The sequence below is a fragment of the Pseudescherichia sp. genome (assembly GCF_032052675.1).
Taxonomy (GTDB): domain Bacteria; phylum Pseudomonadota; class Gammaproteobacteria; order Enterobacterales; family Enterobacteriaceae; genus Pseudescherichia.
On the sequence record NZ_DAMBWA010000011.1, the window covers coordinates 46,488 to 64,443 of the forward strand.

General features: G+C 58.7%; 19 protein-coding genes. 14 read left to right on the plus strand and 5 right to left on the minus strand.

The window, feature by feature from the left end; translation table 11 throughout:
* Position 1 precedes the first annotated feature (1 nt).
* The 3 genes from RTX96_RS15095 to RTX96_RS15105 form a co-directional block, all read right to left on the minus strand.
* Positions 2-988: an ABC transporter permease gene (locus RTX96_RS15095; RefSeq protein WP_103818844.1), complete on the minus strand. Its 987-nt coding sequence runs from the start codon at positions 986-988 to the stop codon at positions 2-4.
* Positions 981-2,489, minus strand: coding sequence for a sugar ABC transporter ATP-binding protein (locus RTX96_RS15100; RefSeq protein WP_103818845.1), 1,509 nt, complete (start codon positions 2,487-2,489; stop codon positions 981-983). The genes RTX96_RS15095 and RTX96_RS15100 overlap by 8 nt, the downstream gene beginning before the upstream one ends.
* Positions 2,490-2,592: 103 nt before the next feature.
* Positions 2,593-3,576, minus strand: a complete 984-nt coding sequence (locus tag RTX96_RS15105; RefSeq protein ID WP_042389020.1) for an autoinducer 2 ABC transporter substrate-binding protein — start codon at positions 3,574-3,576, stop codon at positions 2,593-2,595.
* A gap of 376 nt (positions 3,577-3,952) precedes the next feature.
* Here RTX96_RS15105 and RTX96_RS15110 point away from each other — a divergent pair, with 376 nt between their 5' ends.
* Positions 3,953-5,092, plus strand: coding sequence for a 3-phenylpropionate MFS transporter (locus RTX96_RS15110; RefSeq protein ID WP_312671480.1), 1,140 nt, complete (start codon positions 3,953-3,955; stop codon positions 5,090-5,092).
* Here the strand turns inward: RTX96_RS15110 and csiE are convergent.
* Positions 5,089-6,366, minus strand: a complete 1,278-nt coding sequence (gene csiE / locus RTX96_RS15115; RefSeq protein WP_312671481.1) for a stationary phase inducible protein CsiE — start codon at positions 6,364-6,366, stop codon at positions 5,089-5,091. The genes RTX96_RS15110 and csiE overlap by 4 nt on opposite strands.
* 124 nt (positions 6,367-6,490) lie before the next feature.
* Here csiE and RTX96_RS15120 point away from each other — a divergent pair, with 124 nt between their 5' ends.
* Both RTX96_RS15120 and RTX96_RS15125 read left to right on the plus strand, forming a co-directional pair.
* Positions 6,491-7,132, plus strand: coding sequence for a DUF1007 family protein (locus RTX96_RS15120; protein WP_312671482.1), 642 nt, complete (start codon positions 6,491-6,493; stop codon positions 7,130-7,132).
* A complete protein-coding gene (locus RTX96_RS15125) occupies positions 7,132-8,103 on the plus strand; it encodes a nickel/cobalt transporter (RefSeq protein WP_312671514.1) in 972 nt (323 codons plus the stop codon). The genes RTX96_RS15120 and RTX96_RS15125 overlap by 1 nt, the downstream gene beginning before the upstream one ends.
* Positions 8,104-8,188: 85 nt before the next feature.
* Here RTX96_RS15125 and suhB read toward each other — a convergent pair whose 3' ends face one another.
* Positions 8,189-8,992, minus strand: a complete 804-nt coding sequence (gene suhB, locus RTX96_RS15130) for an inositol-1-monophosphatase (protein WP_103818850.1) — start codon at positions 8,990-8,992, stop codon at positions 8,189-8,191.
* Positions 8,993-9,110: 118 nt separating this feature from the next.
* On the opposite strand from suhB, the gene trmJ reads away from it, so the two are divergent.
* The 11 genes from trmJ (at position 9,111) to sseB (ending at position 17,946) form a co-directional block, all read left to right on the plus strand.
* Positions 9,111-9,842: a tRNA (cytosine(32)/uridine(32)-2'-O)-methyltransferase TrmJ gene (trmJ, locus tag RTX96_RS15135; protein WP_103818851.1), complete on the plus strand. Its 732-nt coding sequence runs from the start codon at positions 9,111-9,113 to the stop codon at positions 9,840-9,842.
* A gap of 272 nt (positions 9,843-10,114) precedes the next feature.
* Entirely contained in the window at positions 10,115-10,606 is a 492-nt protein-coding gene (gene iscR, locus RTX96_RS15140; RefSeq protein ID WP_103818852.1) for a Fe-S cluster assembly transcriptional regulator IscR, read from the plus strand.
* Between the two features lie 139 nt (positions 10,607-10,745).
* A complete protein-coding gene (gene iscS / locus RTX96_RS15145) occupies positions 10,746-11,960 on the plus strand; it encodes a cysteine desulfurase (RefSeq protein WP_103818853.1) in 1,215 nt (404 codons plus the stop codon).
* 27 nt (positions 11,961-11,987) lie between these two features.
* Positions 11,988-12,374, plus strand: a complete 387-nt coding sequence (gene iscU, locus RTX96_RS15150) for a Fe-S cluster assembly scaffold IscU (protein WP_042389043.1) — start codon at positions 11,988-11,990, stop codon at positions 12,372-12,374.
* A 15-nt stretch (positions 12,375-12,389) separates the two neighbouring features.
* Positions 12,390-12,713, plus strand: a complete 324-nt coding sequence (gene iscA / locus RTX96_RS15155; RefSeq protein ID WP_103818854.1) for an iron-sulfur cluster assembly protein IscA — start codon at positions 12,390-12,392, stop codon at positions 12,711-12,713.
* Between the two features lie 72 nt (positions 12,714-12,785).
* Positions 12,786-13,301 carry a co-chaperone HscB gene (gene hscB, locus RTX96_RS15160; RefSeq protein WP_103818855.1) on the plus strand — a complete coding sequence of 172 codons (516 nt, stop codon included), beginning with the start codon at positions 12,786-12,788 and terminating at the stop codon, positions 13,299-13,301.
* Positions 13,302-13,316: 15 nt separating this feature from the next.
* Complete coding sequence (gene hscA, locus RTX96_RS15165; RefSeq protein ID WP_312671483.1) at positions 13,317-15,167, plus strand: Fe-S protein assembly chaperone HscA; 1,851 nt, start codon at positions 13,317-13,319, stop codon at positions 15,165-15,167.
* Between the two features lies 1 nt (position 15,168).
* Positions 15,169-15,504, plus strand: a complete 336-nt coding sequence (fdx, locus tag RTX96_RS15170) for an ISC system 2Fe-2S type ferredoxin (protein ID WP_034459208.1) — start codon at positions 15,169-15,171, stop codon at positions 15,502-15,504.
* Between the two features lies 1 nt (position 15,505).
* The gene (iscX, locus tag RTX96_RS15175; protein WP_042389051.1) at positions 15,506-15,706 is read left to right on the plus strand and encodes a Fe-S cluster assembly protein IscX; all 201 of its coding nucleotides are present in this window, start codon (positions 15,506-15,508) and stop codon (positions 15,704-15,706) included.
* Between the two features lie 65 nt (positions 15,707-15,771).
* The gene (gene pepB / locus RTX96_RS15180; protein ID WP_312671484.1) at positions 15,772-17,061 is read left to right on the plus strand and encodes an aminopeptidase PepB; all 1,290 of its coding nucleotides are present in this window, start codon (positions 15,772-15,774) and stop codon (positions 17,059-17,061) included.
* Between the two features lie 102 nt (positions 17,062-17,163).
* Positions 17,164-17,946 (plus strand): enhanced serine sensitivity protein SseB, encoded by a 783-nt coding sequence (gene sseB / locus RTX96_RS15185; protein ID WP_312671485.1) that lies wholly within the window; start codon positions 17,164-17,166, stop codon positions 17,944-17,946.
* Positions 17,947-17,956 lie beyond the last annotated feature (10 nt).

The window sequence follows — 17,956 nt, forward strand, 5'->3', positions numbered from 1 at the left end:
CTCAAAGCTCCCTTGCAAGTTTGCGTTTTTCATTCCAGGCCGTGGCGCTGATGCTGACCAGGATAATGACGCCGCTGAATACGGTGTGCCAGTAAGAGGAGACGCTCAGCAGCGTCAGGCCGTTTTGCAGAAACGCCAGCAGGACCACCCCAAGCAGCGTGCCGGTTAAGGTGCCGCGTCCACCGCTCATGCTGGTGCCGCCCAGCACTACCGCCGCCAGCACCGTTAGCTCATAACCGAGCAGCGAGTTGGGGGCAACGGACTGGGTGATCTGCGCCTGCACCACGGCGGCGACGCCGGCGAGGACGCCCATGTAGCCGTAGACGTAGAAGTGCAGCTTTACCAGATTCAGCCCCAGACGTGAGGCCGCGTCGCGGTTGCCGCCCATAGCGTAAATCTGGCGGCCAAGACGGGTAAAGTTCATCAGCACGGCGGTGAAAATAATGACCGCGACCAGGCAGAGCAGGGGCAGGGTAAGACCGTAGTCATAGCCGTCGGCGGCGGTAAACGACAGCCAGTTGATGCCGTTCATAAACCAGTCCGGGAAGCCGTACAGCCAGGTGCCTTTGGTGGCATAAACCAGCAGACCATAGTAGACGTTGAGCGTGGCGATGGTAATGATAATCGCCGGAACCCGCAGCCAGTAAACCAGAAAACCGTTGATCAGCCCGAGCAGCAGCCCAACGACCATAGCCAGCGCCAGCGCGAGGGCAAAGTTGCCGCCGTGGGCAATCACCCAGCTTGCCATCGCATACTGGGCAATGGCGGTCATGGCCGGGAAAGAGATATCGATCCCGCCGGAGATCAGCACTACGAACAGGCCGCAGGCGAGGATCCCGAGGATCGCGTAGCTGGTGGCGACGTCCGTCAGGTTGCCCAGCGAGAAAAACTCGTCGGTGCTGATGCTCAGGCCGACGGCCAGCGCCACGACCAGCAGCCCGAGCCAGAACTCATGTTGCCCGACTAAGCGGGAAAGTCTGTTATTCATGGATCACCTCGACCACTTCAGCAATCTCCTGTTCCGTACAGCGATGCGGATTAAACTCTGCGACCAGCTTGCCCCGGCGCATGACCAGTACGCGGTGGCTGTTGTAATAGGCTTCCGGGATCTCATCGCAGATCATCAACACCGCCATCCCCTGTTCCGCCAGGTCGCGGGCAATCTGGTAGATACCCTCTTTATTGGCGATATCCACCCCAACGGTGGGCGAGTCGAGGATCAGAATGCGCGGATCCGTCGCGACCCATTTCGCAATGGCGATCCGCTGGGCGTTACCGCCGGAGAGGGTTTTCACCGGCAGATGCGGATCGGAGACCTTGATATTCAGGTTACGGATCAGATCGGCGACCAGCTTTTTCGCTTTGCCATGATCCAGCATGCCGCTACGGGTATGCAGCTTGTCGTACACCGTGACGATGGTATTGTCGTAGATCGACTGCTCCATGATCAGCCCCTGAGTCAGACGATCCTCTGAGACGTAGCCGATCCCATGCTTAATGGCGTCATGGTTATTGCGAAGCCGGACCGGCTTGCCGTTGATGCGCATCTCTCCGCTCTCCGGGTGGGTCATGCCGAACAGGCTTAGACACAGCTCGGTTCGCCCGGCACCCAGCAGCCCGACGATGGAGACAATCTCGCCGCTGCGCAGCGACAGGTTGATGTTCTGGTATTTACCCCGGCGGCTTAAGTTACGCAGCTCCAGCATCGGCTCCTGATCGGCAGAGGGTTTTTCCGGCAGCGGGCTGTAGTGGAAACGCTGGCCGGTCATCAGGAACGCCAGCTCGTGGCTGTCGAGCTGGCTGGCCGGGTAGGTACCCACCAGCTTGCCGTCGCGCATAACGCTGATGCGATCCGCTACTTCCATCACTTCGTCGAGACGGTGACTAACAAATACCACGCAGATCCCGGCGGCTTTCAGTTCGTTGACTACCCGCAGCAGGCCGTTTACCTCCTGGCGGGTGAGGGAGGCGGTTGGCTCATCCATAATCACCAGCCGGGCGTCGGCGGCGATAGCGCGGCAAATCGCCACCAGCTGGCGGTCTGCAATGGAGAGTTTTTCGACCTTTTTATCGGGATCGATGCTGACGCCGATACGCTGCATGGCGGCCAGCGCCTGCTTGCGCATCGCACCGCGCTTCACCCAGACATCGCCCCCCGGCAGATAGCGATTAACGGCGATGTTCTCGGCTACGCTGAAGTTGGGAAACAGGGAGAGATCCTGATAGATAACCTGAATACCATAGTGAGCGGAGAGCTGCGGCGTCAGGTGGTGGAATAGCTTGCCGTCGAGCTGGATCTGCGCCCCTTTTTCCGGGTGATAAACGCCGGAGATCACTTTAATAATGGTGCTCTTACCGCAGCCGTTCTGCCCTGCCAGACAGTGAACTTCGCCTTTTTTAAGCGTCAGATTCACGTTATCCAGCGCCAGCACGCCCGGGAATTGCTTGCTGATATTCTCAAGAGTGATAAATGCGGTGGTGTCGGCCATAGACAATACCCCTGCGAGCGCCCGTTTGGGCGCTTAAGTCATTCTGTACGAGTGTGCCGGCCAGACGGCCGGCGTTGAGGTTCCCTGGTGTAGGCGGAGAGCCTTAGAAACCGAGCGACTGTGCGTTATCTTTGGTGACTTCGAGGATCTTGTTAAAGCGGATCACTTTCTTCTCCATGTCGACATCGGCTTTCCCTAAACCGTCAATGGTCAGATCGGACGTCACTTCTTTACCCTTCAGCAGCTGGTCGGCAACGGTCACCAGCGCATAGCCCGCATCTTTCGGATCCCACAGCAGCGCTTTTTTGATATCGCCGCGCATCAGGTAAGGTGCCGCCTGGGCTGGCATGGCAATACCCACCACCGCCACTTTCTCTTTCGCCCGTTTCTTCTGCACCGCCTGACCAGCACCGATAGGGCCGAGGGAGCCGAAGCCGATCACCCCTTTCATCTGCGGATAGGTTTTCATCAGGTCCAGAGTCGTGGAGTAGGATTTATCGATGCTCTCCGCCACCGGCAGGCGTGAGGTCACCTCAAACATATCCGGGTATTTCTCTTTCTGGTATTTGATCGCGTAATCGGCCCAGGCGTTATGCAGCGGCACCGTCAGGGAGCCAACGTAAATGGCGTAGCCGCCTTTGCCGCCCATATCTTTTGCCAGCTCGTCAACGTTGGCCTGCGCATACTTCTCGCTATCGATGGTTTCGATATCCCACTGACCGATCTGCTGATCCGGCGACTCATGGGTCAGCACCACGATGCCTTTATCACGGGCTTTTTTCAGTACCGGCTCCAGTACTTTTGCATCGTTTGGCACCACAATGATGGCGTTAACGTTTTTGGCGATCAGATCCTCAATCACCTTCACCTGCTGAGCCGGGTCCGGCGTAGAAGGGCCGGTCTGGTAGGCGTTAACGTCGAGCTTTTTCGCTGCCTCGTTGACGCCGGTTTCCATACGGTTAAACCACGGAATGCCGGTCACCTTCGCAACCACGGCAATTTCATACTTCTCCGCTGCAACCGAGGTACCGGACACCATGCATGCAGAAATCAGGGCGGCGCTGAGTAATGCGAGTTTGAATTTCATAGTTATACCTTTTGTAGGGGCCGAGGCATGTTACGGAGAGAAGATTAGCAACGAAGGGAAGGGGAAATGTATCGCAGAATTTTTAAATGTGACCGACGCCCATTAATGTAAGATTTGAGATCTTCTTTGGTTAAGTTTTTGTTAATTTTGGTGCTTTTACTTAACTATTATAGGGTTATTAGTGTTAATAAAAGCATTTTATTTAACTAATTATTAACATTTATTTATCATTTGCATCAGGGAGAACCCTGTTTTGCCTCTTATTTTGCCCAGGCGGAAGAGAGAAGGTTGCAGATTTGTGAGCTGAACCGTGACAAGCAAATTGCACCTGTCTGCTTTTACCGCCAGACTAACGCCTCCAAAACGGGAGGGATTCATGGTTTTGCATTCCACGCGCTGGCTGGCGCTGAGCTACTTCACCTACTTTTTCAGCTACGGCATCTTTTTACCTTTCTGGAGCGTCTGGCTCAAGGGCACCGGCCTGACGCCGGAAACCATCGGCTTACTGCTTGGGGCAGGGCTGGTGGCGCGTTTTCTCGGCAGCCTGATCATTGCGCCTCGGGTCACCGATCCCTCCCGGCTGGTGTTTGCCCTGCGCGTATTGGCTCTGCTGACGCTGCTGTTTGCGCTGGCCTTCTGGGCCGGGAACCACGTTGGCTGGCTGATGGCGATTATTATTGGCTTTAATCTCTTCTTCTCGCCGCTGGTGCCGCTCACCGATGCGCTGGCCAATACCTGGCAAAAGCAGATCGTCATGGACTATGGCCGGGTGCGCCTGTGGGGATCGGTCGCCTTTGTTATCGGCTCGGCGCTGACCGGCAAGCTGGTCAGCCTCTTTGACTATCGGGCGATCCTGGCGATGCTCACCCTCGGAACACTCTCCATGCTGCTCGGGATGCTGCTGCGCCCGTCGGTCATGCCGCTCGGGGAGAGCCGGGCGCAGACCACCGCAGGATGGCCCGCCTGGCGCAGCCTGATCGGACAGAACGGACGCTTTCTGGCCTGCGTCTCGCTGCTGCAGGGGGCGCACGCTGCCTACTACGGTTTCAGCGCTATCTACTGGCAGGAGGCGGGTTACTCCGCCTCCACGGTGGGCTACCTCTGGTCGCTGGGCGTAGTGGCGGAAGTGATCATCTTTGCGCTCAGCAATCGCCTGTTTCGCCGCTGGGGCGCCCGCGATCTGCTCTTGCTCTCGGCGGTATGCGGCGTGGTGCGCTGGGCGCTGATGGGCTGGACCACGGCGCTGCCGTGGCTGCTGCTGGTGCAGGTGCTGCACTGCGGAACCTTTACCGTCTGTCACCTGGCGGCAATGCGCTATATTGCTGCCCGTCAGGGAAGCGAGGTGATCCGCCTGCAGGCCGTCTACTCGGCGGTGGCAATGGGGGGCAGCATCGCGGTGATGACCATCTTTGCCGGCTTCCTGTTCCAGCATCTGCACCAGGGCGTATTCTGGGTGATGGCGCTGGTGGCGCTGCCCGCTCTGTTTGTCCGGCCCGGCGTTGCCGCCCGGGCCTAAGACTCCAGCATGTCGCGAATGTGGCGCTGCTGCTGCTCGCTCAGGGTTATCACCGCATGGATCAGCGGGGCGGAGAAGAGCGGTAGCGGCGTCACGTAAGGGGTCACAATCAGGGCCGCCTCACGCGGAGCACCCTCCTGCTGGAAGGTGGCGAGAGGCAGGTACTTGATATTCAGCGGCAGCAGCGTCAGCTCGCGCAGCTGCTCCTCAATGGCCCGCTCCCGCTCGGGGGCGTCATCGGTCAGCAGGACGACCTGCTTCTCGTGCAGATCGCTCTCCTGCATCAGCCACGCGCCAAAGATCACCGCCACCAGCCCCGCCTCCTCATGAGTAAAGCAGAGGCTGTACTCCTCTTCGAGACAGATCAGCGCCTCACGGGTGGTACGCATCAGCCGGGGGTAGAGCAGGGTAATCTCCTCCGGCAGGGTGTTATCAATCCCGATCCCGAACAGGCTGCGGTTCAGCGCCTGCGCCAGGTGAATATAGAGCTGATCGGTCAGCCCCTGCTCATCGCTAAAGTCCATCCCCGAGAGGGCGCGAAAACGCTCGATGGTCCGGTGGATAGCCTCCCGCAGCCGGGTATCCTGCTGGTGGCTGTCGCGGATCGGATCCGGTGTACGCAGCAGCATAAACAGCACCGCCAGGAAGAGATGCTCACTCACGTGCGGGATCGGAACGACCCGACGCTGCCAGTGACGAATGATCTCATGGGCAACCAGATACTCTGCCCGCGCCTCGGCCCAGGCCTGCTGCAGTGGCGCAAATGCCGGTGTAAAGCCAAGCTGGTGCGCAAGCAGACAATATTGTAAATAGAGGCGTAGAAACTGAATATCCCGCTGCTCAAACTGCCGCTGGAGGCGACGGGAGCAGAGATTAATCAGCGCGTGCAGGTTAGTATCGTCATACAATGTTCTGGCGATACCCTGCTGCTTAAGGGCGTTTTTTAGCGCCGGAGTAAAGTGAGCGCTAACAAAATTGGGGCAGAGGCGAATGGCGCGCTTGAGCCAGTGAATAAGGCAGAGACGCTGGTCGAGGGGCGAACCTTCGATGCGGTAGCTGCCATCCTGCTGCGCGGCAATGCTCAGCCGATGGTAGCGCTGGATCTCATGACCCGTGTCGGCAATATCTTGCCGGGTGATTGTGCCGTCCACGTTGTTCAGCTTGCCGAGCATATCTGGTGTCACCGTTTGTCCTGGCAGGGCGAGCATTAGGAGTACATGACAGCGGCGTTGTGAACTGGAGAGCACAGATGGCGGTATCGTTACGGTTGTCATCTGCTGGATTCCAGTTAGGGGTTTCGATAAGAATAGCTAAAGGATACGGCGGCGAAAGCCCCCCTGCCGGGCTTTCCCTCAGGAATGCCGGAGGGCGTCACAGAATTTTTCTCGTAAGGAACACATGCAAACAGTTAAACCGTACGCTGGCGCGCTGGTTTTCGCGTTTTTATCGCTCCCGGCGCAGGCCCATCCCCATAGCTTTATTCGTCTGCAAACCGAGCCGGTGGTCGAGGGGGGGCAGCTCGTTGCCCTCGATATGCGCTGGACGATGGATGAGCTCACCTCAGCCGATCTGCTCTACGACGCCGGTGAAGCCAAACCGGAGTCGCCGGTTTGGAAAAAGCTGGCGGCGGAGGTGATGGCCAACGTGCTGGGGCAGCACTACTTCACCGAGATCTGGCATAACGGACAGCGGGTAAAGTTTCTCAATCGACCCACCCACTACGGTATGTCGCGGGTCGATCACCAGGCGGTGCTGACCTTTACCCTGCCGCTGGCCACGCCGCAGCCGCTGGCTGGGCAGCGCTACACCTTCTCCACCTTCGATCCCACCTACTATGTCGATATGACCTACCAGGATAAGAGTGACGTTACGCTCTCCCCTGAGCTGCGAAAAATGTGTCAAACCACCGTGCACACGCCAACGCCGGGAGAAGAGACCTTAGCCTTTGCCCAGTCGCTGGATAAAGAGGACGCCCCGCCGGAGGATATGGATCTCGGCAAACAGTTTGCCCAGACCGTGACCCTGGAGTGTAAAGAGTGATGTTGAGTCTGGTGACAAGCAGGCCCCGCTGGCGTTCGTTCTGGCCGCTGGCCCTGCTGCTGCTCCTTGCGGTAGTCGGTGGGATAGCGCTGTGGCACGCCTGGCCAAAGATTATGCTGGAGAGCGCGGGCTGGCAGCGGGCGGTCAATCAGCAGATGAGCGCCCTGTTAAAAGGCGTGGCGGCGGATCCGACCCGGGCGGGGGGAGCGCTGCTGCTGTTTAGCTTTCTCTATGGGGTGCTGCATGCCCTCGGGCCGGGCCACGGTAAAGTGGTGATAACGACCTGGCTTGCTACCCACCCCTCTAAGCTGAGGTCGAGCATTGGCCTGACCCTGGCCTCGTCGCTGCTACAGGGGCTGGTGGCCATTGTGCTGGTCGTGGTGGTGCTGACTCTGCTCCAGCTGCCCGCTCGTCAGCTGCATCTGAGCAGCTACTGGCTGGAGAAGGGGAGTTACGCCCTGGTCGGCGTGCTGGGGCTGCTGCTCTGCTGGCGGGCGCTGAAGAGGCTGCGTCTTCTCCTGCGCAGGCCGCAGTTTAGATCCTTTACGCCTCATCATGTGCATGATGCCCACTGCGGCTGCGGCCATCAGCACCTGCCCACGCCGGAGCAGCTGACGCGCAGCGATGACTGGCGCGCACGGCTGATGATTATTCTGTCGATGGGGATGCGGCCCTGCTCCGGGGCGATCATGGTTCTGCTGTTCAGTAAGGTGATCGGCGTATTTAGCTGGGGTATGGCGTCGGCAATGGCGATGGCGGCAGGCACCTCGCTGACCATCTCGACCCTGGCCTTGCTGGTGCATAGCTTTCGGCAGCTGGCGGTCAGGCTGAGCGGTAATAAAACGCCGGTGCTGTGGCAGCAGGTGGGCTGGTTAACGCTGGCCCTGGCCGGAGGCGTGGTTTTGATAACGGCGGCGGCGGTGATGTGGCTGAGTGCGGTGCCGGTAGGAAGGGGATTGAGGCCATTTTAATTCGCCGGATGGCGCTACGCTTATCCGGCCTACGGGTACGATGTAGGCCGGATAAGGTGAAACCGCCATCCGGCGTTAGCGATGCTTAACGCTTCAGCGCTTCGCTCAGTTCGTCACGCATATTCGCCAGCATGGCTCTAACCACGCGCGGGTTACCGGCGACAATGTTACCACTCATCATGTAGTTGTGGTTACCGGTGAAGTCACACACCAGGCCACCCGCCTCACGTACCAGCAGCTCGCCTGCGGCGAAATCCCACGGCTTCAGGCCGATCTCAAAGAAACCGTCCACGCGGCCAGCGGCAACGTAGGCCAGATCCAGCGCGGCAGAGCCGGTGCGGCGGAAGTCAGCGCACTCGGTGAAGAGTTTACCAACGATGTTGACGTAGGCTTTAGCGTGCTGTTTCGCCTTGAACGGGAAACCGGTCGCCAGAACGGTGCCATCCAGATCGCGAGCGATGCTGCCGCGCAGGCGGTAGCCGTTGAGCTGTGCGCCCTGGCCGCGAGTCGCGGTGAAGAGTTCGTTACGCATTGGATCGTAAACGACGGCAACTTCGGTGCGGCCTTTAATGCGCACGGCGATAGAGACCGAGAAGTGTGGCAGGCGTTTAATAAAGTTGGTGGTGCCATCCAGTGGATCGATAACCCATTGTACATCCTGATCTGCGCCTGCATGTTCACCGGACTCTTCGGTGATAATGGTGTGTTGCGGGTAAGATTTGCGGATAGTGTCGATAATCACGGCCTCGGCGGCTTTATCAACGTTGGTCACGAAATCATTGCTGCCTTTCTGATTAGTTTCTACAGCGTCTGGGGTTTCGTAGTGTTTGGCAATTACATTACCCGCCTTGCGCGCTGCGCGCACGGCGATGGTCAGCATCGGATGCATCGGTCTCTCTCACTGGATGTTAAAGAACGGGAAAACGGCGCAGAGTATAGCAGCGAGTTCGGAATATGTCTTTGCTTTATGCTAATATGCGCGAATATTCTTAAGACGCTGAAAAACTATGCTGCAAAATATACGAATCGTGCTGGTTGAAACCTCTCACACCGGCAACATGGGCTCCGTTGCCCGCGCTATGAAAACAATGGGCTTAACGAATCTTTGGCTGGTCAACCCGCTGGTGAAGCCGGACTCTCAGGCCATCGCCCTGGCGGCCGGGGCCAGCGACGTTATCGGTAACGCGCAGATCGTCGATACGCTCGACGACGCGCTGGCCGGTTGTAGCCTGGTGGTCGGCACCAGCGCGCGCTCCCGTACGCTGCCGTGGCCGATGCTCGATCCGCGCGAGTGCGGACTGAAGAGCGTAAGCGAAGGTCAGCACGCCCCGGTGGCGCTGGTCTTTGGCCGCGAGCGCGTGGGTTTGACCAACGAAGAGTTACAGAAATGCCACTACCACGTCGCCATTGCCGCGAACCCGGAGTACAGCTCGCTGAACCTGGCGATGGCGGTACAGGTTATCGCCTATGAAGTGCGCATGGCCTGGCTGGCGTCGCAGGAAGAGGGCGCTGAGCCAGCAGCGGAAGAGACGGCCTACCCGCTGGTGGACGATCTGGAGCGCTTCTACGGCCACCTTGAGCAGACCCTGCTGGCAACCGGCTTTATCCGCCCTGAACATCCGGGGCAGGTGATGAACAAGCTGCGCCGACTCTTTACCCGCGCGCGACCAGAGAGCCAGGAGCTGAACATCCTGCGCGGAATTCTGGCGTCGATTGAGCAGAAGAATAAAGAGCAATAGCGTCTATTTGCCCGGCGGCGCTTCGCTGGCACGGGCCTACGGTTTTGTAGGCCGGGTAAGCGCAGCGCCACCCGGCGTGAAGGAAACGGCACTAACAGCCAAATACCTGACTAAAACAGTCAAGTAAATAGTTGACCAATTTAGTCGGGAATGTCACACTTGCGCCTGCTATGTAACAGACCATCTATATACCTGTTTTTATAACTACGTTTTATAACTATCTATATATAACGACAACCCCGGGCAGGGGCGAGTTTGAGGTTAAGTAAGACATGAGACTGACATCTAAAGGGCGTTATGCCGTTACTGCAATGCTGGACGTTGCGCTCAACTCTGAATCGGGCCCGGTTCCGTTGGCTGATATCTCCGAGCGTCAGGGTATCTCCCTCTCCTATCTGGAGCAGCTCTTCTCCCGCCTGCGTAAAAATGGCCTGGTTGCCAGCGTACGCGGTCCGGGCGGCGGTTATCTGTTAGGTAAAGATGCCAACAGCATCGCCGTTGGTGAAGTGATCAGCGCCGTTGATGAATCGGTAGACGCGACCCGCTGTCAGGGTAAAGGCGGCTGCCAGGGTGGCGATAAGTGCCTGACCCACGCGCTGTGGCGCGACCTGAGCGATCGTCTCACCGGCTTCCTGAACAATATCACCCTTGGTGAATTGGTTAATAACCAGGAAGTGATGGACGTATCCGATCGCCAGCACAGCCAGGAAACACAGCGTACGACCCGCGCGCAGGACGCCATTGACGTTAAACTGCGCGCCTGATTTACCCGTTCATACGGGTAACACACTATAAAAAAGTTTTATGAATTAGGCCGGGGCGTAGAGCCCCGTCATGTCGGCCGTACATCCAGCCGTCTGCCTGGTTCCTTGCATTGAAGCGATGTACGGAGTTTATAGAGCAATGAAATTACCGATCTATCTCGACTACTCCGCAACCACGCCGGTGGATCCGCGTGTTGCCGAGAAAATGATGCAGTGTCTGACCCTGGACGGAAACTTTGGTAACCCAGCTTCCCGTTCACACCGTTTTGGCTGGCATGCTGAAGAGGCGGTAGATATCGCCCGTAATCAGATTGCTGAGCTGGTTGGCGCTGACCCGCGTGAAATTGTTTTCACCTCCGGTGCAACCGAATCTGACAACCTGGCGATCAAGGGTGCTGCTAATTTCTATCAGAAAAAAGGCAAGCACATCATCACCAGCAAAACCGAACACAAAGCCGTGCTGGATACCTGCCGTCAGCTGGAGCGTGAAGGGTTTGAAGTGACCTATCTCGCGCCGCAGAGCAACGGCATTATTGACCTGAAAGAGCTGGAAGCCGCTATGCGCGACGACACCATTCTGGTCTCCATCATGCACGTGAACAATGAAATCGGCGTTGTACAGGATATCGCGACCATCGGCGAACTCTGCCGTGCGCGCGGCATCATCTACCACGTTGATGCAACCCAGAGCGTGGGCAAACTGCCTATCGATCTGAGCCAGCTGAAAGTCGATCTGATGTCCTTCTCCGGCCACAAAATCTATGGCCCGAAAGGCATTGGTGCGCTGTACGTGCGTCGTAAGCCGCGTATCCGCATCGAAGCGCAGATGCACGGCGGCGGTCACGAGCGCGGCATGCGTTCCGGTACCCTGCCTGTACACCAGATCGTCGGCATGGGCGAAGCCTACCGCATCGCCAAAGAAGAGATGGAAACCGAGATGGCGCGCCTGCGCACGCTGCGTAACCGTCTGTGGGACGGCGTGAAAGATATGGAAGAAGTGTATCTGAACGGCGATCTTGAGCAGGGCGCACCGAACATCCTCAACGTCAGCTTTAACTACGTTGAAGGCGAGTCACTGATCATGGCTCTGAAAGATCTCGCAGTCTCTTCCGGTTCCGCCTGTACCTCTGCAAGCCTCGAGCCATCCTACGTGCTGCGCGCGCTGGGCATGACCGACGAGCTGGCACATAGCTCTATTCGTTTCTCTTTAGGTCGTTTCACTACCGAAGAAGAGATTGACTACACCATCAATCTGGTTCGCAACTCCATCGGCCGTCTGCGCGACCTCTCTCCGCTGTGGGAGATGTTCAAACAGGGCGTGGATCTGAACAGCATTGAATGGTCTCATCATTAATCGGTAGCGGCATCAGGAGAATTTAAAATGGCTTATAGCGAAAAAGTAATCGATCACTACGAAAACCCGCGCAACGTTGGCTCCTTCGACAACAGCGATGCAAGCGTTGGCAGCGGCATGGTGGGTGCTCCGGCCTGTGGCGACGTCATGAAGCTGCAGATCAAAGTCAACAACGACGGCATCATCGAAGACGCGCGTTTTAAAACCTACGGCTGCGGCTCGGCGATCGCCTCCAGCTCCCTCGTTACCGAGTGGGTGAAAGGTAAATCTCTGGACGAAGCCCAGGCGATTAAAAACACCGACATCGCCGATGAGCTGGAGTTGCCGCCGGTTAAGATCCACTGTTCTATCCTGGCGGAAGATGCAATCAAAGCTGCGATTGCGGACTACAAAAGCAAACGTGACGCGAAATAACGAGCAGAGGTTTGTATGTCGATTACCCTTAGCGACAGTGCTGCCGCGCGAGTAAATAGCTTCCTGGCCAACCGGGGTAAAGGGTTTGGCCTGCGCCTGGGGGTGAGAACCTCCGGCTGTTCGGGTATGGCCTACGTGCTGGAGTTTGTTGACGAGCCTGCGGCAGAAGATACCGTGTTCGAAGACAAAGGCGTTAAGGTCGTGGTCGATGGCAAAAGCCTGCAGTTCCTGAACGGCACTCAGCTGGACTTCGTAAAAGAGGGCCTCAACGAAGGGTTTAAGTTTACCAACCCGAACGTTAAAGATGAGTGCGGCTGCGGCGAAAGCTTCCACGTTTAACCGCGCCTGAACGACTCAACCCCACTGCTCTGCGGTGGGGTTTGCTTTAACCCGCCTAACCCCGAGACTGTTATGGATTACTTTACCCTCTTTGGGTTGCCCGCCAGCTATCATCTGGATACCCAGGCGCTGGCTACCCGCTTTCAGGATCTGCAACGTCAATACCACCCTGACCGGTTTGCCAGCGGCACCTCCGCTGAGCAGCTTGCCGCCGTCCAACACTCTGCGACCATCAACCAGGCCTGGCAGACGCTGCGCCATCCGCTGCTGCGCGCCGAGTATCTGCTCTCCCTGCACGGCTTCGACCTCGCCAGCGAACAGCATACCGTCCGCGACACTGCCTTTCTGATGGAGCAGCTTGAGCTGCGCGAAGAGCTGGATGAGATTGAGCAGGCCCGCGATACCGATCGGCTGGAAGCATTCCTGAAGCGCGTTGCGGTGATGTATACCTCGCGCCACCAGACTATGGTCGAGCAGCTTGATGGCGAGTCGTGGAGCGACGCCGCAGAGACGGTGCGTAAACTTCGTTTTCTCGATAAACTACGCAGCACAGCAGAACAACTCGAAGAAAAGCTGCTCGATTTTTAAATTTCGGAAGCAAACATGGCCTTATTACAAATTAGTGAGCCGGGCATGAGTGCCGCGCCGCACCAGCGTCGTCTGGCGGCGGGCATTGATCTGGGTACAACACACTCCCTGGTGGCTACCGTGCGTAGCGGCCAGGCACAAACGCTGCCGGACAACGACGGGCGTCATCTGTTGCCGTCCGTGGTGCACTATCAGCCGCAGGGCCACCGGGTGGGCTTTGAGGCGCGCAGCAATGCGGTCAACGATCCGGCGAACACCATCAGCTCGGTCAAACGCATGATGGGCCGCTCGCTGGCCGACATCCAGGCGCGCTACCCGCATCTGCCGTATCAGCTGCAGGCGAGCGAAAACGGCCTGCCGATGATCGCCACCGCGGCAGGCCTGCTGAACCCGGTACGCATCTCTGCCGATATCCTCAAGGCGCTGGCCGCTCGCGCTACTGAAGCGCTAGCGGGCGAGCTGGACGGCGTGGTCATCACCGTCCCGGCCTACTTTGATGATGCCCAGCGTCAGGGCACCAAAGACGCCGCCCGACTGGCGGGCCTGCACGTGCTGCGCCTGCTTAACGAGCCGACGGCGGCGGCGATCGCCTACGGCCTCGACTCCGGCAAAGAGGGCGTGATTGCGGTCTACGATCTCGGCGGCGGCACCTTTGATATCTCTATCCTGCGCCTGAGCCGCGGGGTATTTGAAGTCCTGGCCACCGGCGGCGACTCCGCGCTGGGCGGAGACGACTTCGACCACCTGCTGGCGGATCGTATCCGCGAGCTGGCGGGCATTACCGACCGTGAAGATCCGCGCCTGCAGCGACAGCTGCTGGACGCTGCCATCGCCGCAAAAATCGCCCTCAGCGATGCCGAAAGCGTCGACGTTGATGTGGCGGGCTGGCAGGGCAGCATCACTCGCACCGAGTTCAACGATCTCATCTCCTCCCTGGTTAAACGCACGCTGCTCTCCTGCCGCCGCGCGTTAAAAGATGCAGGCGTAGAGGCCGACGAGGTGCTGGAAGTGGTGATGGTGGGCGGCTCCACCCGCGTGCCGCTGGTGCGCGATCGCGTAGGCGAGTTCTTTGGCCGCCAGCCGCTGACCACCATCGATCCCGATAAGGTTGTTGCCATCGGCGCGGCCATCCAGGCCGATATTCTGGTCGGCAACAAGCCGGACAGCGAAATGCTGCTGCTGGACGTTATCCCGCTGTCGCTGGGTCTGGAGACGATGGGCGGGCTGGTTGAGAAGGTGATCCCGCGCAACACCACCATCCCGGTGGCGCGTGCCCAGGAGTTCACCACCTTTAAAGACGGCCAGACCGCCATGTCGATCCACGTGATGCAGGGCGAGCGTGAGCTGGTCGCGGATTGTCGCTCGCTGGGTCGCTTTACCCTGCGCGGCATTCCGGCGCTGCCTGCCGGCGGGGCGCACATTCGCGTTACCTTCCAGGTAGATGCCGACGGCCTGCTGAGCGTCACCGCGATGGAGAAATCCACCGGCGTGGCCGCCTCCATTCAGGTCAAGCCCTCCTACGGGCTGACCGACGGCGAAATCGCCACCATGATCCAGGATTCCATGAGCTTTGCTGGCGAAGACGTGAAAGCGCGAATGCTGGCGGAGCAGAAAGTGGAGGCCGCGCGCGTGCTGGAGAGTCTGCAAAGCGCGCTCGGCAGCGATGCCGCGCTGTTAAGCGCCGCAGAACGTCAGGTTATTGACGAGGCCGCTGCGCATCTGCGTGTAGCCGCCGAGGGCGATGACGCTGACGCCATAGAGCAAGCCATTAAAAATATAGACAAACAAACCCAGGAGTTTGCCGCACGCCGCATGGACCAGTCGGTTCGTAAAGCGCTGAAGGGCCACTCTGTGGACGAGGTTTAATATGCCAAAGATTGTATTTTTGCCCCATCAGGATCTCTGTCCAGATGGCGCTGTTCTGGAAGCGAATGTCGGCGAGACCATTCTTGACGTTGCCCTGCGTAACGGCATTGAGATTGAACACGCCTGCGAAAAATCCTGCGCCTGCACCACCTGTCACTGCGTCGTGCGTGAAGGCTTTGACTCGCTGGCGGAGAGCACCGAAGACGAAGACGACATGCTGGATAAAGCCTGGGGTCTGGAGCCGGAGAGCCGTCTGAGCTGTCAGGCTCGCGTCACCGACGAAGACCTGGTGGTCGAGATGCCGCGTTATACTATTAACCACGCGCGGGAGCATTGATATGGGCCTGAAGTGGAGTGACAGCCGTGAAATCGGCGAGGCGCTGTATGACGCTTACCCGGATCTCGATCCGAAAACCGTGCGCTTTACCGATATGCACCAGTGGATTTGTGAACTGGACGACTTTGATGACGAACCAAACGCATCCAATGAAAAGATTCTGGAAGCGATTCTGTTAGTCTGGTTAGACGAAGCGTCATAATGCACAGCGGGCTGCCTTCGGGTAGCCCGTTTTCACATCGCAGGCTTGATCATAAGGACAGAACAATGACAACTGAAGCCATGAAAATCACCCTGACGACTCAGCCCGCCGATGCGCGCTGGGGCGAGAAAGCAGCTTACAGCATCAACAGCGACGGCGTTGCGCTACACCTTACCGGCGCAGACGATCTGGGCCTGATCCAGCGCGCGGCGCGTAAAATTGACGGCATGGGCATCAAGCACGTTCAGCTGGCGGGCGAGGGCTGGGACGTTGATCGCAGCTGGGCATTCTGGCAGGGCTACAGAGGGCCGAAAGGCAGCCGCAAAATTGAGTGGCCTGCGCTGGATGACGCCCAGCAGAAAGAGCTGGAGAGTCGCCGCAACATTATCGACTGGGTGCGCGACGCCATCAACGCCTCCCCCGAGGAGCTGGGACCGGAGCAGCTGGCCCAGCGCGCGGTCGATCTGCTGAGCGGCGTGGGTGGGGAGAACATCTCCTACCGCATCACCAAAGGCGAAGATCTGCGCGAGCAGAACTACATGGGGATCTACACCGTTGGCCGCGGCTCCGAACGGACGCCGGTTCTGCTGGCGCTGGACTACAACCCCACCGGCGATAAAAACGCGCCGGTCTATGCCTGCCTGGTCGGTAAAGGCGTGACCTTTGACTCCGGCGGCTACAGCATCAAGCAGAGTGCCTTTATGGACTCTATGAAGTCCGATATGGGCGGCGCGGCGCTGGTTACCGGCGCGCTGGCGTTTGCGATTACCCGCGGCCTGAACAAGCGCGTGAAGCTCTACCTCTGCTGCGCGGACAACCTGATCAGCGGCAACGCCTTCAAGCTTGGCGACATCATTCGCTACCGCAACGGCAAAACCGTTGAGATCATGAATACCGACGCCGAAGGCCGCCTGGTGCTGGCTGATGGCCTGATCGACGCGGTGAAGCAAAATCCGACGCTTATCATCGACGCGGCAACCCTGACCGGCGCGGCGAAAACCGCCCTGGGCAACGACTACCACGCGCTGCTGAGCTTTGATGATAAGCTGGCAAACCGCCTGCTCTCTAGCGCCAGCGCGGAGAACGAGCCGTTCTGGCGCCTGCCGCTGGCGGAGTTCCACCGCAGCCAGCTGCCGTCTAACTTTGCCGAGCTGAACAACACCGCCAGCGCCGCCTTCCCGGCGGGGGCCAGCACCGCCGCCGGTTTCCTCTCCCACTTTGTGGAGAACTACCGTGAAGGCTGGCTGCATATTGACTGCTCCGCCACCTACCGTAAAGCGGCCGTGGATCAGTGGGCTGCCGGGGCGACCGGTCTGGGCGTGCGTACCATCGCCCATTTATTAACGGCAGAATAGATCGTTTTGTAGGCCGGGTAAGCGTAGCGCCACCCGGCGAGACAATGGCGGGTGGCGCGATGCTTACCCGCCCTACGTGACCCGATTCAATCTGTGGTAAATATGTCTGAGACGAAAAACGAATTAGAGACCCTGCTTGAGCAGGCGGCGACCGAGCCGGGTCACCGTCCTGCGTTCTTCCGCACGCTGATGGCCTCCACCGTCTGGGTTCCCGGCACGGCGGCAGAGGGCCAGACGGTGGTTGAAGATAGCGCCCTGGATATTCAGCACTGGGAGAAAGACGACGGCACCTCGGTGATCCCGTTCTTCACCTCCCTTGAGGCGTTGCAGCAGGCGGTAGAGGATGAGCAGGCGTTCGTGGTGATGCCGGTGCGCACCCTGTTTGAGATGACCCTCGGCGAGACGCTGTTCCTCAATGCGAAGCTGCCAACGGGCAAAGAGTTTACGCCGCGTGAGATCGCCCACCTGGTAGGCAAAGAGGAGGGTAGCCCCCTCAGCCAGCAGGAGGTGTTAGAGGGTGGCAGCGCGCTGCTGCTCTCTGAGGTGGCCGAGCCGCCTGCGCAGATGATTGACTCCCTGACGACGCTGTTTAAGACCATGAAAACGGTCAAGCGGGCATTTCTCTGCTCTATCAAAGAGGAGGCTGACGCCCAGCCTAACCTGCTCATTGGCATTGAAACCGAGGCCGACTGCGATATTGACGCCATTATTCAGTCGACCGGCAGCGTTGCCACCGACACGCTGCCCGGCGATGAGCCTGTCGACATCTGCCTGGTTGCCGAAGGCGAGAAGGGGATCAGCCACTTTATGCTGGCGCACATTACGCCCTTCTACGAGCGGCGCTGGGGTAGCTTCCTGCGCGACTTCAAGCAGCGCATCATCTAGTCCCTCCGAC